This is a genomic window from Rosistilla carotiformis (assembly GCF_007753095.1).
In the GTDB taxonomy this organism is placed as follows: Bacteria; Planctomycetota; Planctomycetia; order Pirellulales; family Pirellulaceae; genus Rosistilla; species Rosistilla carotiformis.
Map to the genome: position 1 here is coordinate 2,755,910 of NZ_CP036348.1, position 13,935 is coordinate 2,769,844.

Consider the following 13,935-nt stretch of genomic DNA (forward strand, 5'->3'; position numbering starts at 1 on the left):
ATAAATAATCCATTGGGATGCACAAAAAATGAGTGGTGATTGCGATTTCGGGCTGATCGGCCTAGCTGTTATGGGCGAGAACCTGGCCCTGAATGTAGAGAGCCGCGGTTACAAGGTTGCCGTCTACAACCGAACGACCGACAAGGTCGATGCCCTGATCGAAGGCCGCGCCGCTGGCAAGAACTTCGTCGGTTGCCACTCGATCGAAGAATTTGTGAAGTCGTGCGCTCGCCCGCGCAAGTTGATGATGTTGGTCAAAGCGGGCCCAGCGGTCGACGCGATCATCGAACAATTGACCCCGTATCTGGAACCGGGCGACATCATCATCGACGGTGGAAACACCCACTACGCCGATACCGAACGCCGCACCAAAGAAGTCGAGGCCAAGGGCTTCCACTTCATCGGCACCGGTGTTTCTGGTGGTGAAGAAGGCGCTCTGAAGGGCCCAAGCCTGATGCCAGGCGGTTCGAAAGATGCTTGGCCGATGGTCAAGGAAATGTTCCAAGCGATCTCGGCGAAGGTCGGACCGAACAACGATATCCCTTGTTGCGATTGGGTTGGCCCACGCGGTGCCGGCCACTACGTGAAGATGGTCCACAACGGGATCGAATACGGCGACATGCAGCTGATCTGCGAAGCGTATCAATTGCTGAAAGACGTCGGTGGGTTGACCAACGACGAGCTTTACGACGTCTTCGACGAATGGAACAAGGGCGAACTGCAAAGCTACTTGATCGAGATCACTCGCGACATCTTCAGCGTCAAAGATGGCGACACCAGCGACCACTTGGTCGATCGCATCTTGGACGTCGCTGGCGCCAAGGGGACCGGTAAATGGATGAGCCAATTGGCGTTGGATCTGGGCGTGCCAAGCACCCTGGTCACATCGGCAGTCTTCGCTCGCGGCATCTCGGCTCAAAAGGAAGCTCGCGTTCGCGCAAGCAGCATCCTTCCCGGACCGGCTGAAGGAGACAACCCGAAGCTGGCCGCGGCGGTTGCCGAATTGGCGGGGGACCGAGCGACCTTCATCGAGATGGTTCGCCAAGGTCTGTATGCATCGAAGATCGTCAGCTACGCCCAAGGCTTCGTCCAGCTGCAAGCCGCATCGCAAGAGCACGATTGGGATCTCGATTACGGCCAATGCGCCCTGCTGTGGCGTGGCGGTTGCATCATCCGCGCCCAGTTCCTCGATCGCATCAAGGAAGCGTTCGACGATCAACCGAACCTGGAAAACCTGATGCTGTATCCTTATTTCAAGGATGCGATGGCAACCGCTCAGCCTCATTTCCGTGCCGTCGTCATGGCAGCAACTCAGTTGGGCGTTCCGGTTCCTGCGTTCAGCACCGCGTTGGCTTATTACGACAGCTACCGCCGCGACCGCTTGCCAGCGAACCTGCTGCAAGCTCAACGTGATTACTTCGGTGCTCACACCTACAAGCGAACCGACAAAGATGGCGTCTTCCACACCGAGTGGTTGGACCTTCGCAAGCAACCGACCAGCTAGTTCTGGCGGTACAAAAAAAGCGACGGCACTCTCGCGCCGTCGCTTCTATCATTCATTCGGTGCCGCCACGCGGCGCCGGATCGTTGCCAAGCGACCGTTTTATTGACCGGTCGTTTTTTTATAGGGCGTGTTGCTTGTGAGCCTTCGGTTGCTTGTGAGCTCGCGTTGCTGCGGCTCGTTTTCGCTCTCCGAAGCAGGCCGGGCGAATCCCCAATACCCACGCCATCGCAAAGGCAGTTACCGGAGCCAGGAAGCTCATCAACGCACCCATCTTGACCGAATCTTGAATCGGTCCGGGCGTTGGGAAGGCTGCCGTCGAGACGAACAACGCGACGGTGAATCCGAGGCTGGCGATGCAGCCCAGGACGATGACATGTCGCATGTTCATTCCTTCGGGCATCTCCAGCTTGAACGATCGAACGGCCAGCAGAGTCATCAGGCCGATACCAAGCGGCTTGCCGACAAACAGTCCCAGCAGAACGAGGCCCGTGCCGGTTCCGACGCTACTGAAGACGACTCCCGCGTTGACCAAGGCAAACATGCCCAAGATCAGTTCGACCGGATGCTTCCACCAGTGTTCAAAGGCGTTCAAAGTATCGGTCCGCGCGTCTTCGCCTTTGGCAAAGAAGCCAAGGTCGGTCTTCGCATGAGGCAAGGTGGGGATGATGGGAACCAATCCCAACGCGGCGTGGATGCCAGCCATGTAGAACGAGACCCAGCTGAGGACACCAGGAATCGCCAGGTACCACCAGAAGTTACGGACACCGGCGCGGTTCATCGCCATCCCCGAAGCAATGGCGGCGACGGTGAATCCAAGCCAGGCGAAATTCGTTTCGGCCGATGGATAAAAGACTGCCAGAATCATCAGGCCAATCGCGTCGTCGGCAATCGCTAACAACAACAGAAACGAGATCGCTGCGTGTCCACCGCCGAAGATCATTCGAGCGACCAGCAGGCTGAATGCGATGTCGGTTGCACAAGGAACAGCCCAGCCTGCGCCGAGCGTGTCGTTGCGCCCCAGCAACGTGGTGCCGGCCAAATAGATCAGTGCGGGACCGGCGACGCCACCGAGCGTTGCCAACAGTGGCGTGGCCGCTTTGCGAAGATTCGACAGCGGTCCGCCCGGCAGTAACGCTTCCCAAACTTCCTTCGCGGCGATGGCAAAGAACATCGCCATCAAAATGTCGTTTACCAAGAAATGGATCGTGAAGCCGTGATGCCCGCCCGCTTCGCCGCCGTGAGCATCTCCGTGGCCGAAGCCCAAAAAGTGGGCGATGTCCCAGTGTACAAATGCGTTGTAGCCGTCCGAAGCGTAGCTGTTGGCGACATTGGCCCATATCAGCGCGATCGCCGCGCCAAGGACTAGAAACAGCGAGTTTTCAAAGAAAAAACTTAGATCGATTCGTTTGGCGCTATTGGATCGAGAAGATTCCATCGGGTAGCCCTAACCGTGTGGAGAGTAATGAGATGAGAATTGCCCTGAGGGAAGCATAGGTTGCGGAACCTTAAATACAAATTAACCTTCGGGTATGCCGTGAATGGGAGCTGGAGAGCACCACGCAATCGAGGCTTGGATTCGGCGACCTGAGCGATGGCGTGGTGTTCTCGTTGGCGACAACGCCTGCCGCAAATCGCGCGCCTATTATAGCGATTTTAACAGGGTTTGGACTCAATAAAGATCGGTGTCGCGCGTTCCTGCAGCCGTTAGCAATCCCGTTCAGTAATGCTTTCGTAAAATCCATGTCGCAGCGATGGTGTTTGGTGAGCTATTCGGCACCCCCGTGCCCGAGCTACCCGCGATCCGTTAATCTATCAGCTTGGGGCGGCAAAACGGTCGCGACGCAGGTCCGGTGGGATGCACGGTTCTCGTGACGGCATCGTTCTGAGGTGTCTTGTTAAGGGGCTGTGGTGGCGTCGGATGTGGTCTGTTCGGGCACCATGGCTTGACGGCGAAGCGGCGCAATCGCGTGACCGCCCCCATCGATATTCAAAATCAGAAAACGTTACAACGTGTCCAATGGTTGTTCCATCGGCGCATGTGACGTAAGCGAAAGGCAACATCCAACGATGTCCACAACCAGCGATCAACCGGCCCCCATCCGCAACGACAATCCGATCCTCAACGCAATCGGAGCCAACTGGTGGGTGCTGCTCATCCGCGGCATCCTGTTGATCGTGCTGGGGATTTACGCATTGGTGAATCCCGGTCTGACCTTGCTGGCCTGGGCGTTTATGATCGGTTGCTTCTTGATCGCCGATGGTGTCTTGGCAATTGTCGCGGCGCTTGCAGGTTGGACCCAGTCGCGTGGCTGGACCGTGCTGCGTGGCGTGTTGGCGATTGTCGCTGGAGCCTTTGCTGCCGGGCATCCGGCGTTGATTGGCGCCGTTGCGGCGCTGACGGTTGTGTTGTTGATCGCCGCGGGTTCGATCTTCAGCGGGATCCTGGAGATTGTCGTCGCGATTCGCGAACGCAAAGCGATCGAGGGAGAGGGATGGATGATCCTAGACGGTGTGTTTTCGATCTTGTTTGGCGTCGTTCTCGCGATGGCCCCGCTGTTCACTGCCAGTTTGCTGATCCGAATCAGTGGCGGCTTTGCCATTTTGTTTGGCCTCGTCGCGATCTATTGCAGCTTCCAATTCCGCAAACTCAAGAGCCTCTGATCAGCTGAGGCTTGGCAATCGGAACAGGCTTCTTTTACGACGCTTCGGTGGGCGCGACAGCCACGACGTCAATTTCGAATTTCAGTAGCGTCCCCAAGCAGCCCATCAATGTGGTCCGCGCTGGATACGGCTTCTCAAAGTATTCAGCGTAGATCTGATTGAACTCCGCGAGGTCCTCTTGGGCGCCCACGTAATTGCGTGTTTGCACGACGTCGCCGAGCGTCAGTCCCGCGCCGGCGAGGACCTTGCGGATGTTCTCCATGCTACGTCGCATTTCGCCAGCGAATGAATCGGGAACCAGTTTGCCGGTCTCATCGACCGACGCCTGCCCAGAGACAAAGACGAATTGTCCAACTCGAACCGCCGGGCTGAACGGCAGGTGACTGATAGGCACGTCGGGATTGTGGATTGCCTGGAATGGTTTCATGGGAGTTCCTTGGGGGCGAGGTTTTTGGAGGGGGGCGATACGTGCCGTCACAGCATAGTGAAATCGAGAGTATCTGCTACCACGCCCGACGCCATCAGCCTTTGCATTCTCGACCGCGGGCGTCGTTCTCTGGCTGGTCTGTCGTGCCATGTTGAAAGCGATAAACGTCGTCGGCCATGGCAGTCCGTTGACATGTCCGCCTCAAGTTACTGTCGGGTACCTTGCGGCGGCGACGCTGGCTGATTTCCCATCCACCGGATGGGGCGTTGCATTGCCACCGCGGCGCGAAAAGGACAGCTTGCTGTCGTAGCACGCATTTCCGTTTTTTGATTAAAATTGCCGTGACGAAAGTGTTTCGGTTGTTTCGATTTCCTCAACCCACATTACCAACCAGTTTTTGAACCATGCCGATCTACGAATATCAATGTGAAAGCTGCGGACACGCCGTCGAAGTTCTGCTGCGTCGGTTCGACGAGCAGCCCGAATGTCCCGACTGTGGTGGAAGCAAGTTGGACAAACTGATGAGCGTCCCCGCGTCCCCTTCGACCGGTGGTGGCGGACAATTGCCCGTGGCAAGCTCCGGTGAAGCGTGTGGAATGCCGCGCTGCTGTGGCGGCGGATGTCAAATGTAAACTGGCTTCGTCGGCGAGGCGGGGGCTTGGCGATTCGTCGCGGCCCCGTTGGGGTGTCGGCGAGCGGAACCGGCTGGAGGGGCTCCGGGCCTCCGGTTCGATTTCCCCGTGGGCAGTTTGCGTCGCACGGTCTGGGTGAGTAGCATTTTGCAGGACTCGACGATTCTCTTCCCAGGCAAACGAGCGAACTGATGATGGCACTTTTACGCAGCTGCATGACGACGGCGGGCATTCTGATCATGGCGTGTAGCGTCGGGCTGGCCGATGACTCGACGGGCACGCCCTCCACGACAAAGGAGTCGTGGGGCAAGATCGTTTGGAAGCCGAGTTCGTTGGAATTGCACGTGGAGTCGTTGCCCAAGGATCGCAAGATCTCGTTCCCGCGGCTGAACAACCAGATGAAAAGCTTGCACTTTGAAGGCGAATCGCCTGAGCAGACGAAGCTGACCTTCCGCCCCGAGCCGGAAACCTGGGACATCGGATTTCCCAAGGATGTCGATCCTCAGGGGCGTGTCGTGGTTTTTGAAACGATCGAACCGGTGCTTTGGGCCAAGCAACCGCATCGAGTGTCGCAGTCCGAAGATGGGTCGATCACGCTGCCGGCACATCATGCCGTCACGCATGGCGTGTTATTGCGATACGAACCGCAGTCCCACAAAAACACGATCGGATACTGGGCCAATGCGAAAGACTGGGCTCAGTGGCAGGTGCAGATCGCCCGCCCGATGGAGTTTCAGGTGGAGGTGTTGCAGGGCTGTGGCAAGGGGCATGGCGGCAGCACTGTCGCGATCGAACTGGCTGGGCAAACGTGCCAGTTCACCGTCGAAGACACCGGTCACTTTCAGAACTTTAAACCGCGCAACGTCGGCACGCTGCGTGTCGAGTCTCCCGGCGACTATTCGCTGGACGTTCGCGCGATTGAAAAAGTCAAAGGGGCAGTCTGCGATATCCGCCAAATCCGCTTGATTCCGGTCCCGTAGGCGGGGACGCCTGCGGACAAACGCCGAGAACCGTGCGAGCGACGCGAGTTCGCCACCGAATCCATGTCGCCCCGGCTCGCGAGCTGCCGAGGCCATGCAATCGGCACGGCAAATCGGCCTTCACAAGCAATTTTGGCGTGGTACCGGTTCGCCGATGGCATTAAGCTGCTATGCCAGCGCGGAACTCCACCGCGACGCGCGTCCCGAACCCGTATCCTATCCATCTATTAAAACGAACCCATGTCAGCTGATTACGACCGCGAAGCCCTCAAAGCACTCGTCAGTGAATTTGCCCTGCAAACCGGAACCTTCACGTTGGCCAGTGGGAAAACTGCTTCTTATTACCTCGATTGCCGGCAAATCACGCTGCATCCCCAAGGGGCCAATCAGATCGCTGCGGGCATGCTGGCGATGTTGGGTGACCGCGTGAACCAGATCTCGGCAGTCGGTGGAATGGCGATTGGTGCCGATCCAATCACCGCGTCGATCGTCACACTGGCGGGGCAGAAAGGGCTGCCGCTGCGTGGGTTTATGGTTCGCAAGGAGCCAAAGGGGCACGGCGCTGGGCGTCAGGTCGAAGGCCCCGTCGCGGCAGGACAAAGTGTTTATATCGTTGAAGATGTGATCACCAGCGGCGGCAGCGCGCTGTTGGCTGTCGACGCTGCTGAGGCCTTCGGTTTGAACGTCCTTGGTGTGCTGGGGATCATTGATCGCTTGGCGGGGGGGGAAGCAAAGTTTGCCGAGCGTGGCTTGAAGCTCGAAACGCTGTTGACCATCCGCGACTTCGGAATCGAACCCGAATAAACGCTCGCGAGACGAGCGCCCCGATCGCCGTGAAGCCCCGGATCAGTTACCCGTACGGAAGCTTACGAGCACGAAGCGCAAACGAGTGATTGGTTTGTCTGGCCGACAGGGTTTCTCTCGCTCGCGCGTCGTGCTGGTATGGTCGCAAGACTCAATCCAAGGATGGAATGATGGAGACATCGCTGCACCGATCGCTCAAAGGAATGTATGCCGCTTCGGAAGCGGATACCGAGGTGCGGTTGGGGAGTTATCGGATCGATGCGATTCGGGGCGATGAACTGATCGAGATTCAGTTCGCCTCATTGAGCTCGATCCGGCCCAAGATTCAGTCACTGCTACGGCGACACGATGTCCGCGTGGTGAAGCCGATCGTCTTCCGCACCCGCATCGTAAGGCAGGCAACCGCCGATGGTCCGGTGCTGGGCCGACGGCTCAGTCCCAAACGCGGTGCGTTGATCGATGTCTTTGCTGAACTGATGTATTTTACGAGGCTCTTTCCCCATCCGCGGCTTACGATCGAAGTCCCGATGGTCAACGTCCAACATTGGCGTCTGCCGCCGGATCGCCGCAAGCGTCGCCGCTACGGGAAAGACTACAAAACGAAGGACTACGTGCTCGAAAGCATCGAATCGACGCATGAATTCCGCACGACGAAGGATCTTCTGCGGTTGATTGGCAGCGATCAACTTCCGCATCCCTTCGACACCTCCGACCTTGCGGGGCATATCGAATGTGGCCGCGGAACCGCTCAACAGATCGCCTACTGTTTGCGTAAGACCGGTGCCGTCGACGCCTGCGGAAAACGAGGCAATGCGATCCTCTATCGCGCCGCCTAGCGTATCGTCTCGGCCTGCCGGCGTATTGATCCGGCGGTTTAAAATCTTGGCGGCTGGGGATTCGGTGTCGCGGTTTGAGGCTGAGGTGGAACGCCGAAGCCTTGCTGTAGGTCGCCGAGGTTCAAGTTCTGAATCTGCAGATCGATGATTTCCAGCGTTCGCGGTTTGAACTTCAAAATCTCGGCCTGGAACGATCCGCCCGATTGGCCGTTGGCGTATTGCCGCTGCAATTCGACCGGGCGGTTGCGAACACCTTCGATTACGAACAGGTCTTTGTCGGCGATGTAGCCCATTCGGTCGGCGGTCCCGCGGAACAAGCCCTTCTCGTTGCGACCCTGGAACGCAACGTTCGACATCGCTTTGGCTTCCCATTGCCCAAACGACTGGCCACGTAAATTAAACTGATGTGCCGACGGCGTTTGCGAAAACTCCAACTGGTCGCAGTCCAAGACGGCTTGCCCGTCCTGAGCTTCGACGATCTGACGCGCGTCGATCCGTTGCTCCTCGTTGGCGACCGGAGAGGTTGCGACGCGGACACCCCGGACAAATCGCAACACCTTGTTGGCGAAGTTGCCTTCGATTTTCTCCTGGTAGACCAGGTGAGCGGCCAGCCAGCCGCCGGTTTTCGAGAGCGTTGCCAGTGGGCCGGAGTCGGTCACTTCCGGCTTGCTCCACATGTGGTACCAACCCGGTCCGCTTCCCAACAGCTGCGATTGGGCTGGGGTCACGTCGAGGGTGGGCAATTGCAATTGGTGGCTTCCCATCAGATTGCCGCGAAGATCGCGTTGGACCGCCGACAGCAAGACTCCATTGCTGTTTGCATCGATCCCGCGAAACGAGATCCTTTCGACATCGGCTTGCTTCGAAGCGTCGGGGGCTGTGAAGTTGATCCGCTGTGCCAAGCTGACTTCCAACAAATCGCAACCGACGTGCAGGTCCCAACGCGTCGGTTCGTCCAGCGTCGTCACCGCTCCGGTCATCTTGACGCCACGCATCAACTGAGCGGTGCGGCCGTTGAATTGCATCTGACCTTCCCAAGTGCAGCGCGGCGGCGCGACCCAGCGGAAGTTCGATTCACCCGCGGCTGACAGAACCGAGGTCGGCATCTGGAATTCGCCGGCGCGGTCCATGAACAGCGAATTGTCGCCCATTCGCAATTGGACCATCGGGCCGCGGAAGTAGCCGTCGGCGATCTCGATCTGTGCTGGAAAGCCGGAAACCTGGACGATCCGCCCTTCGGCGCCGTCGACAAAAATCAATTCGCGTCCGGTCAAGACGACCGGCAACGGGCCTTGCTGCGACTCGAGAACGTGTTCGATGCGGACGTCTTCGTTGATCGAAAACTCATGCGCGACAGCGTTCTTGCCGTCGGTCAAAATGTTCGCCGACAACGTGCGACCGCTGATATGAGGCCGTGGCTGGCTGGCGGCGGCGGGCTGACCAAAGCCTGCGCCCAAACCTCCCGTCGCGGCGACCGACGATTCGGGTTCCTTGGTCCACAGTTTCAGCGTCTCTCCCGAAGCGCGATTCAGCCGCAGTTGTTGCTCGGGCGGCGAATCGGCGGTGACTTGTTCGATGAACAGATCCAGCTGTTCGGTCTTGGCGTAGATCTCGCGCGTGTCGAACAGCACGTTCCCCTTGGCGACCAGACTCTCGGGACGGAATCGTCCCTTCAGCGGTGCGTCGTCATCACCTTGCTTGGACTCAGGCGTTTCGGGCAAAAGCGTGAAGCCTAAGCCGAGGCTGTCGGTGCGGATCCGGCCATCGTCGGGCAGGATCGCCGACGCTTGCAGCATCCACAACTGATACTTATTCGGTTCGGTCTGGGGCGTGATCCGCAGCTGATCCTGCCATCCGAAAGATCGAAAGGGCATCGTTGGGTCGTGAGCGATCAAGCGTCCCTCGCCCGCGGCTTTTAATTGGATCAAGTCGGTCGGAGCGCCGGGAGTGAAGCGGTATTCAAAATCGGTCAGCACCAACTGCATCGCGCGATGGGCGATATCGATCCCGCGCGAACTGGCGATTCGAATCACTCCGCTGCGGAAATCGGCGTCGATCAATTCGGCGGAGACGCGCGTCATCAACGTCGGCGCGTCGAAGGTGACTGGGCCACCAAAGGCGCGAACGCGACGGATCATCCGATCGGGAGACGGTTTGGCGACCGAGTTGCCAAACGGATCTTCCAGCTCGATCGCCAAATTGGGACACCGGATCACATCGACCGGCAGGCCGGGACCGCGATGTTCGATCGTGACTTGATTGCTTAGCGACAACGTGTAGGTGGCGAAATCGAACCTCATCGCGCCGCCGCAGCGAACGTCTAGACTGCCGCCAACGCCCGATGGCGGGATCGATCCCGGCGGACGCGCGGCCAAGACTTCGGGCAGCGCTGGCCAGAGGGTTCCCTGTTCCAACGGGACATGCAGTCGATCCAGATAGATCAACGTCAGTTCGTTCAGCACCGCCAGCGGTGAATCGGAACGCTGAGTCGGAATTTTGCCGCCGCCAGCTAATGCGATCGTCAAGTCGCGGCCTTCGGCGACGGCGTTGCCAACCTGCACGCGGACCGGTGCCGTCGTCCAGATCTTCTTGCCATTGATACGGACGTCGCTGGCATTGATCTGCAACCGATCGCTGCCGTCGCTTTTGGTGGCCGGACCGATGATCTGCACGTTGCCGATCAGATGGCCTCCCTGAACCGGCGGCGTGCTACCATCGATCACCGATAGTGATTCGGCGAATTCGATTTCCGCGCCACCGGGGGCTTCCAACAAGATCGGACGACGCATGTTGACTTCGCCGCTAGGCGTTTCCTCCCCCGAATCTTCGCTGCGCAGCAACAGCGTGACGGGAGACAGCTTCCAGCGATTATCGCTCAACCGTTGCCAGTCTTTGAATAACAGCACACCGATCTCGGTCTCGATCTGCTTGGGCGATTCTCGCTGCCACGATCCCGGTTTGAAATATTCAGCGATCTTCGAATCGCCGACGTCCGATGGCGCGCGGATCGGGATCTCGGCAAGCTGCTTTTGCCCCACCAACGCTGGCGCGATTGCATAATCGTAGCCCCAGGCTGCCAACAAGCAGACCACAAGCGCTTTGATAAAATCCAACGGTGAAGTGGGCATCCCGATCCTAACGCTGAACGACCAGCGAATCCCATTTTGATTTAGCGTGCAGCAAGCGTTCGATCATTTCGCGGACGGCTCCCGTTCCGCCGGGCAGCTTAGTGATCCAGGTCGCCGCCTTGCGTACATCGCTGGCCGCGTCGGAAACACAAACCGGTAAAGCGACACGTGTCATGACCGCCAGATCGGGCAGGTCGTCGCCAATGTAAGCCGTCTGCTCGGGGCCACATCCCGCCTCCTGCATCAGTTCGACGGCTGCGTCCCACTTCTGTTGGCAGCCTTGCCGCAGGCCGGTGATCCCCAGTTCCTCGGCGCGACGCGTAACGATCTCGCTGTTCCGTGCGGTGATGATCCCAAACGAGAACCCCGCTCGCTGCCACAGCTTGATCCCCAAGCCATCGCGGACATGGAAGGCTTTCGTTTCGAAGCCCGCCGCGTCGTAGATGATCTGCCCATTGGTCAACACGCCGTCGACATCCGACAGGATCAACTTAATGGGAGCTGCGATTTCGCTATCCGATTTCATACTCAATGTTGTTCAAACCTGGGGACGCATGGGCAGGATCTGAGGCGGATTCGGTTCGTCGTTAGGCAACAAACTGACGATGTCGGTGATGTCGATCAGACCAACGGGTCGTTGATTTGCATCGGTGACTGGCAGTTCGCTGATCCTTCGCTGGGCGAGGATTTGAATCGCGTCGGCGAGCAACGAACCGCTGCGGACGCGCGTCACCTGGCTCGACATCACTTCGACAATCGGCCCGTCCAACGCTCGCTCGCGACGGCGTTCCAACAGACGAGCCAAATCGCTGTCGGTAAAGATTCCCGACAGGCGTCCCTCTTGATCGGTCAGCATCACCGCGCCGGATCGTCTTCCCGATTTGCTGTTCATCACCAACACGTCGCGGACCGAAGTGCTGTCCGATGCGATCCGGCATTGCCCAACCGGTCGCATCACGTCGTCGACGGAAGAGAGTTTTTGTCCGAGGCTGCCGCCGGGATGGTAGCGAGCGAAATCGCTGGAGGTGAATCCGCGGAGTTCGCTGGTCAGCAGTGCCAATGCATCGCAGACCGCCAGCATCGCCGTGGTGCTTGTCGATGGTGCGAGTCCCAGTGTGCAGACCTCCTGCGTCGAACCGATCTCGATCACGAGGTCGACGCCTTGCCCGAGAGGACTGTTGGCCGAGGCGGTGATTGCGATCAACGACTGCGATTGAGCCGACAGGGCGGGCAGCAGGCGGACGACCTCTTCGGTCTTGCCGCTGTGCGAAAGCAGCACGACCACGTCGTCAGCTTGGACCTTGCCCAAGTCGCCGTGAACCGCTTCGGCTGAATGCAGGAAGTGTGACCGCGTGCCGGTGCTCGATAGCGTCGCCGACAGCTTCTGCCCGATGATTCCCGCTTTGCCGATTCCCGAGATGATCACCGAACCTTTGCAGGCGAGCAATTGATTTGCAGCGGCGACAATCCTTTGGTCGATCTCAGCCGCCAATCGGGTCAGGTGTTGTCCCTCGACACGGATCACATTGCGAGCGAATCGCAATTGTTCGATCGGCGTCGCGGCGGCTAGCGAATCGTTCGCGCAATCGCCCGCAGGCTTGGGGATTGGTTGGGCACTCATGGATCATCCTTGATCGGAGTCGAATGGTCTAACGTTTGTCTATCGACATACGAAGCGGAGTCTATTCATTTGATCCGTTCGCCACAACGCGAACCGGGCATAAATAATGCTTGCAAATCCAACGGCTTCCGGCGTCGCGGTCGAACGCTAGCGTTTCGGGCGAGTGGTGGAAGATTAGAACCAATTGCATGCATTGCAATCGCAGGCGGAGAACCAAATCACTTACAATCGATGCTCGCGGCAGCCGGTTTCCGTTTGTCGACAAATGAACTTCCGATTGCCGTGACGAGAAAACGATGACCGCAGACGAAACGCCCGCTGACGATTCACCTCAACCAACGCGCCTCAGCGACGATCGGGCGGAATCGGAGTCGGTCGATCGACAACGGAGCGCCGAACGATTTGTGTTGTTGCTAGCAACCGTTGGTCCGGCCAGCTTGGCCGCTCTCAGCTTTGGCAGCCAATTGGTCAACGAATACACGATCCAGAACGTGTGGATCGGCCTGCTGAGCTATTTTCTGAGCGGCATACAGTTCTTCTACTATCTGATCGTGCCGATTTGGATCGCGTGGCGGTATCCGGTGCTGGGGCGGCAAGGCTGGCCCGTGATCGGATATCTGTTGCTAGGCTTGATCGCCTGCGAGGTGCCGACGCTGCTTCAACTCTATAATGTCCGCGAATTTTTAGAGTTCCAATATTCGCAGATCGCGGTGCTGCAGGTGGGATGGGACCTGATGCGATTCATCCTGGCGATCGGCGGTTTTGTCCTGCTCCGGCGGATCACGGGATATTGTCTTGTCGACGCGGGACTCCCCCAACTGCCTGTAAAACAGCCGATCACGATCGCCGAACTGTTCGGATGGATCGGCTTGGTCGCCGTCGTGATGGCGATCGCTCGACCACTCAACCGGGTCTATCAATCGCTGCAACTGGGAACGAGCGCGGCGGTCGCCCCCACGCTACTGGTCGTCCTGGTCACGACCGTGCTTAGCGCGGCGGTGCTGTGGGGGACGATCCTGTTTTTGATTTGGATGCGGGAGCGTCGCGTTTGGATCCGATTGGTTCTGGGCGTTTGCGTCTATGCGGCGCTTATGGTCGTCAATCTAGCGATCTATCAAATGATCTCCAGCAATCCCTTCCCGGTCGCGGTGGGAGCTGAACTTGTGCCTCGACTCGTCTTGGCGGTGTCCCAAGTTGTCGGGTGTATGTTGAGCCTGTGGGTGCTACGGAGAATGGGACTGCAATTTGTGCGTTTGTCCCCTCGCGGGGATCGTAGCGACGAAGCGATCGCCGAGACAACTTGAGCGTTAGAGTGGACGGATCCCTACAAACGTTGACTGGG

General features: G+C 58.5%; 13 protein-coding genes. 8 read left to right on the plus strand and 5 right to left on the minus strand.

The genetic code is table 11. From position 1 onward, the window contains the following. The first annotated feature begins 28 nt into the window (after window positions 1-28). Window positions 29-1,504: a decarboxylating NADP(+)-dependent phosphogluconate dehydrogenase gene (gene gnd, locus Poly24_RS10160; RefSeq protein WP_145094207.1), complete on the plus strand. Its 1,476-nt coding sequence runs from the start codon at window positions 29-31 to the stop codon at window positions 1,502-1,504. A 118-nt stretch (window positions 1,505-1,622) separates the two neighbouring features. Here the strand turns inward: gnd and Poly24_RS10165 are convergent, their stop codons facing one another. Beyond that, the gene (locus Poly24_RS10165) at window positions 1,623-2,939 is read right to left on the minus strand and encodes a Na+/H+ antiporter NhaA (RefSeq protein ID WP_145094209.1); all 1,317 of its coding nucleotides are present in this window, start codon (window positions 2,937-2,939) and stop codon (window positions 1,623-1,625) included. A gap of 632 nt (window positions 2,940-3,571) precedes the next feature. On the opposite strand from Poly24_RS10165, the gene Poly24_RS10170 reads away from it, so the two are divergent. After that, the gene (locus Poly24_RS10170; protein WP_145094212.1) at window positions 3,572-4,165 is read left to right on the plus strand and encodes an HdeD family acid-resistance protein; all 594 of its coding nucleotides are present in this window, start codon (window positions 3,572-3,574) and stop codon (window positions 4,163-4,165) included. A gap of 34 nt (window positions 4,166-4,199) precedes the next feature. On the opposite strand, the gene Poly24_RS10175 is transcribed toward Poly24_RS10170, so the two are convergent. Continuing rightward, window positions 4,200-4,592: a RidA family protein gene (locus tag Poly24_RS10175; protein ID WP_145094215.1), complete on the minus strand. Its 393-nt coding sequence runs from the start codon at window positions 4,590-4,592 to the stop codon at window positions 4,200-4,202. Window positions 4,593-4,740: 148 nt separating this feature from the next. On the opposite strand from Poly24_RS10175, the gene Poly24_RS26995 reads away from it, so the two are divergent. The 5 genes from Poly24_RS26995 (at window position 4,741) to Poly24_RS10195 (ending at window position 7,844) form a co-directional block, all read left to right on the plus strand. Beyond that, window positions 4,741-4,902: a hypothetical protein gene (locus tag Poly24_RS26995; RefSeq protein WP_197452469.1), complete on the plus strand. Its 162-nt coding sequence runs from the start codon at window positions 4,741-4,743 to the stop codon at window positions 4,900-4,902. A 94-nt stretch (window positions 4,903-4,996) separates the two neighbouring features. Then, window positions 4,997-5,224: an FmdB family zinc ribbon protein gene (locus Poly24_RS10180; protein WP_145094218.1), complete on the plus strand. Its 228-nt coding sequence runs from the start codon at window positions 4,997-4,999 to the stop codon at window positions 5,222-5,224. Window positions 5,225-5,415: 191 nt separating this feature from the next. Next, window positions 5,416-6,204 (plus strand): DUF5077 domain-containing protein, encoded by a 789-nt coding sequence (locus Poly24_RS10185; protein ID WP_145094221.1) that lies wholly within the window; start codon window positions 5,416-5,418, stop codon window positions 6,202-6,204. Window positions 6,205-6,444: 240 nt separating this feature from the next. Next, window positions 6,445-7,008 (plus strand): orotate phosphoribosyltransferase, encoded by a 564-nt coding sequence (gene pyrE, locus Poly24_RS10190; protein WP_145094223.1) that lies wholly within the window; start codon window positions 6,445-6,447, stop codon window positions 7,006-7,008. A gap of 167 nt (window positions 7,009-7,175) precedes the next feature. Beyond that, a complete protein-coding gene (locus Poly24_RS10195) occupies window positions 7,176-7,844 on the plus strand; it encodes a hypothetical protein (protein ID WP_231753563.1) in 669 nt (222 codons plus the stop codon). A 38-nt stretch (window positions 7,845-7,882) separates the two neighbouring features. Here Poly24_RS10195 and Poly24_RS10200 read toward each other — a convergent pair whose 3' ends face one another. Genes Poly24_RS10200 through Poly24_RS10210 form a run of 3 tightly spaced genes read right to left on the minus strand, consistent with a single transcriptional unit; the run spans window position 7,883 to window position 12,593 of the window. After that, the gene (locus tag Poly24_RS10200; protein ID WP_145094226.1) at window positions 7,883-10,972 is read right to left on the minus strand and encodes a hypothetical protein; all 3,090 of its coding nucleotides are present in this window, start codon (window positions 10,970-10,972) and stop codon (window positions 7,883-7,885) included. A 7-nt stretch (window positions 10,973-10,979) separates the two neighbouring features. After that, a complete protein-coding gene (locus Poly24_RS10205) occupies window positions 10,980-11,498 on the minus strand; it encodes a KdsC family phosphatase (protein WP_145102750.1) in 519 nt (172 codons plus the stop codon). Between the two features lie 12 nt (window positions 11,499-11,510). Beyond that, window positions 11,511-12,593 (minus strand): KpsF/GutQ family sugar-phosphate isomerase, encoded by a 1,083-nt coding sequence (locus Poly24_RS10210; protein ID WP_145094229.1) that lies wholly within the window; start codon window positions 12,591-12,593, stop codon window positions 11,511-11,513. A gap of 296 nt (window positions 12,594-12,889) precedes the next feature. Here Poly24_RS10210 and Poly24_RS10215 point away from each other — a divergent pair, with 296 nt between their 5' ends. Continuing rightward, the gene (locus Poly24_RS10215) at window positions 12,890-13,897 is read left to right on the plus strand and encodes a hypothetical protein (protein WP_145094232.1); all 1,008 of its coding nucleotides are present in this window, start codon (window positions 12,890-12,892) and stop codon (window positions 13,895-13,897) included. Window positions 13,898-13,935 lie beyond the last annotated feature (38 nt).

What these genes read in the sequence shown, in the direction of transcription:
- gnd (WP_145094207.1), top strand. Translation starts at nt 29, where the DNA reads ATGAGTGGTGATTGCGATTTCGGGCTGATCGGCCTAGCTGTTATGGGC.
- Poly24_RS10165 (WP_145094209.1), bottom strand. Translation starts at nt 2,939, where the DNA reads ATGGAATCTTCTCGATCCAATAGCGCCAAACGAATCGATCTAAGTTTT.
- Poly24_RS10170 (WP_145094212.1), top strand. Translation starts at nt 3,572, where the DNA reads ATGTCCACAACCAGCGATCAACCGGCCCCCATCCGCAACGACAATCCG.
- Poly24_RS10175 (WP_145094215.1), bottom strand. Translation starts at nt 4,592, where the DNA reads ATGAAACCATTCCAGGCAATCCACAATCCCGACGTGCCTATCAGTCAC.
- Poly24_RS26995 (WP_197452469.1), top strand. Translation starts at nt 4,741, where the DNA reads ATGTTGAAAGCGATAAACGTCGTCGGCCATGGCAGTCCGTTGACATGT.
- Poly24_RS10180 (WP_145094218.1), top strand. Translation starts at nt 4,997, where the DNA reads ATGCCGATCTACGAATATCAATGTGAAAGCTGCGGACACGCCGTCGAA.
- Poly24_RS10185 (WP_145094221.1), top strand. Translation starts at nt 5,416, where the DNA reads ATGATGGCACTTTTACGCAGCTGCATGACGACGGCGGGCATTCTGATC.
- pyrE (WP_145094223.1), top strand. Translation starts at nt 6,445, where the DNA reads ATGTCAGCTGATTACGACCGCGAAGCCCTCAAAGCACTCGTCAGTGAA.
- Poly24_RS10195 (WP_231753563.1), top strand. Translation starts at nt 7,176, where the DNA reads ATGATGGAGACATCGCTGCACCGATCGCTCAAAGGAATGTATGCCGCT.
- Poly24_RS10200 (WP_145094226.1), bottom strand. Translation starts at nt 10,972, where the DNA reads ATGCCCACTTCACCGTTGGATTTTATCAAAGCGCTTGTGGTCTGCTTG.
- Poly24_RS10205 (WP_145102750.1), bottom strand. Translation starts at nt 11,498, where the DNA reads ATGAAATCGGATAGCGAAATCGCAGCTCCCATTAAGTTGATCCTGTCG.
- Poly24_RS10210 (WP_145094229.1), bottom strand. Translation starts at nt 12,593, where the DNA reads ATGAGTGCCCAACCAATCCCCAAGCCTGCGGGCGATTGCGCGAACGAT.
- Poly24_RS10215 (WP_145094232.1), top strand. Translation starts at nt 12,890, where the DNA reads ATGACCGCAGACGAAACGCCCGCTGACGATTCACCTCAACCAACGCGC.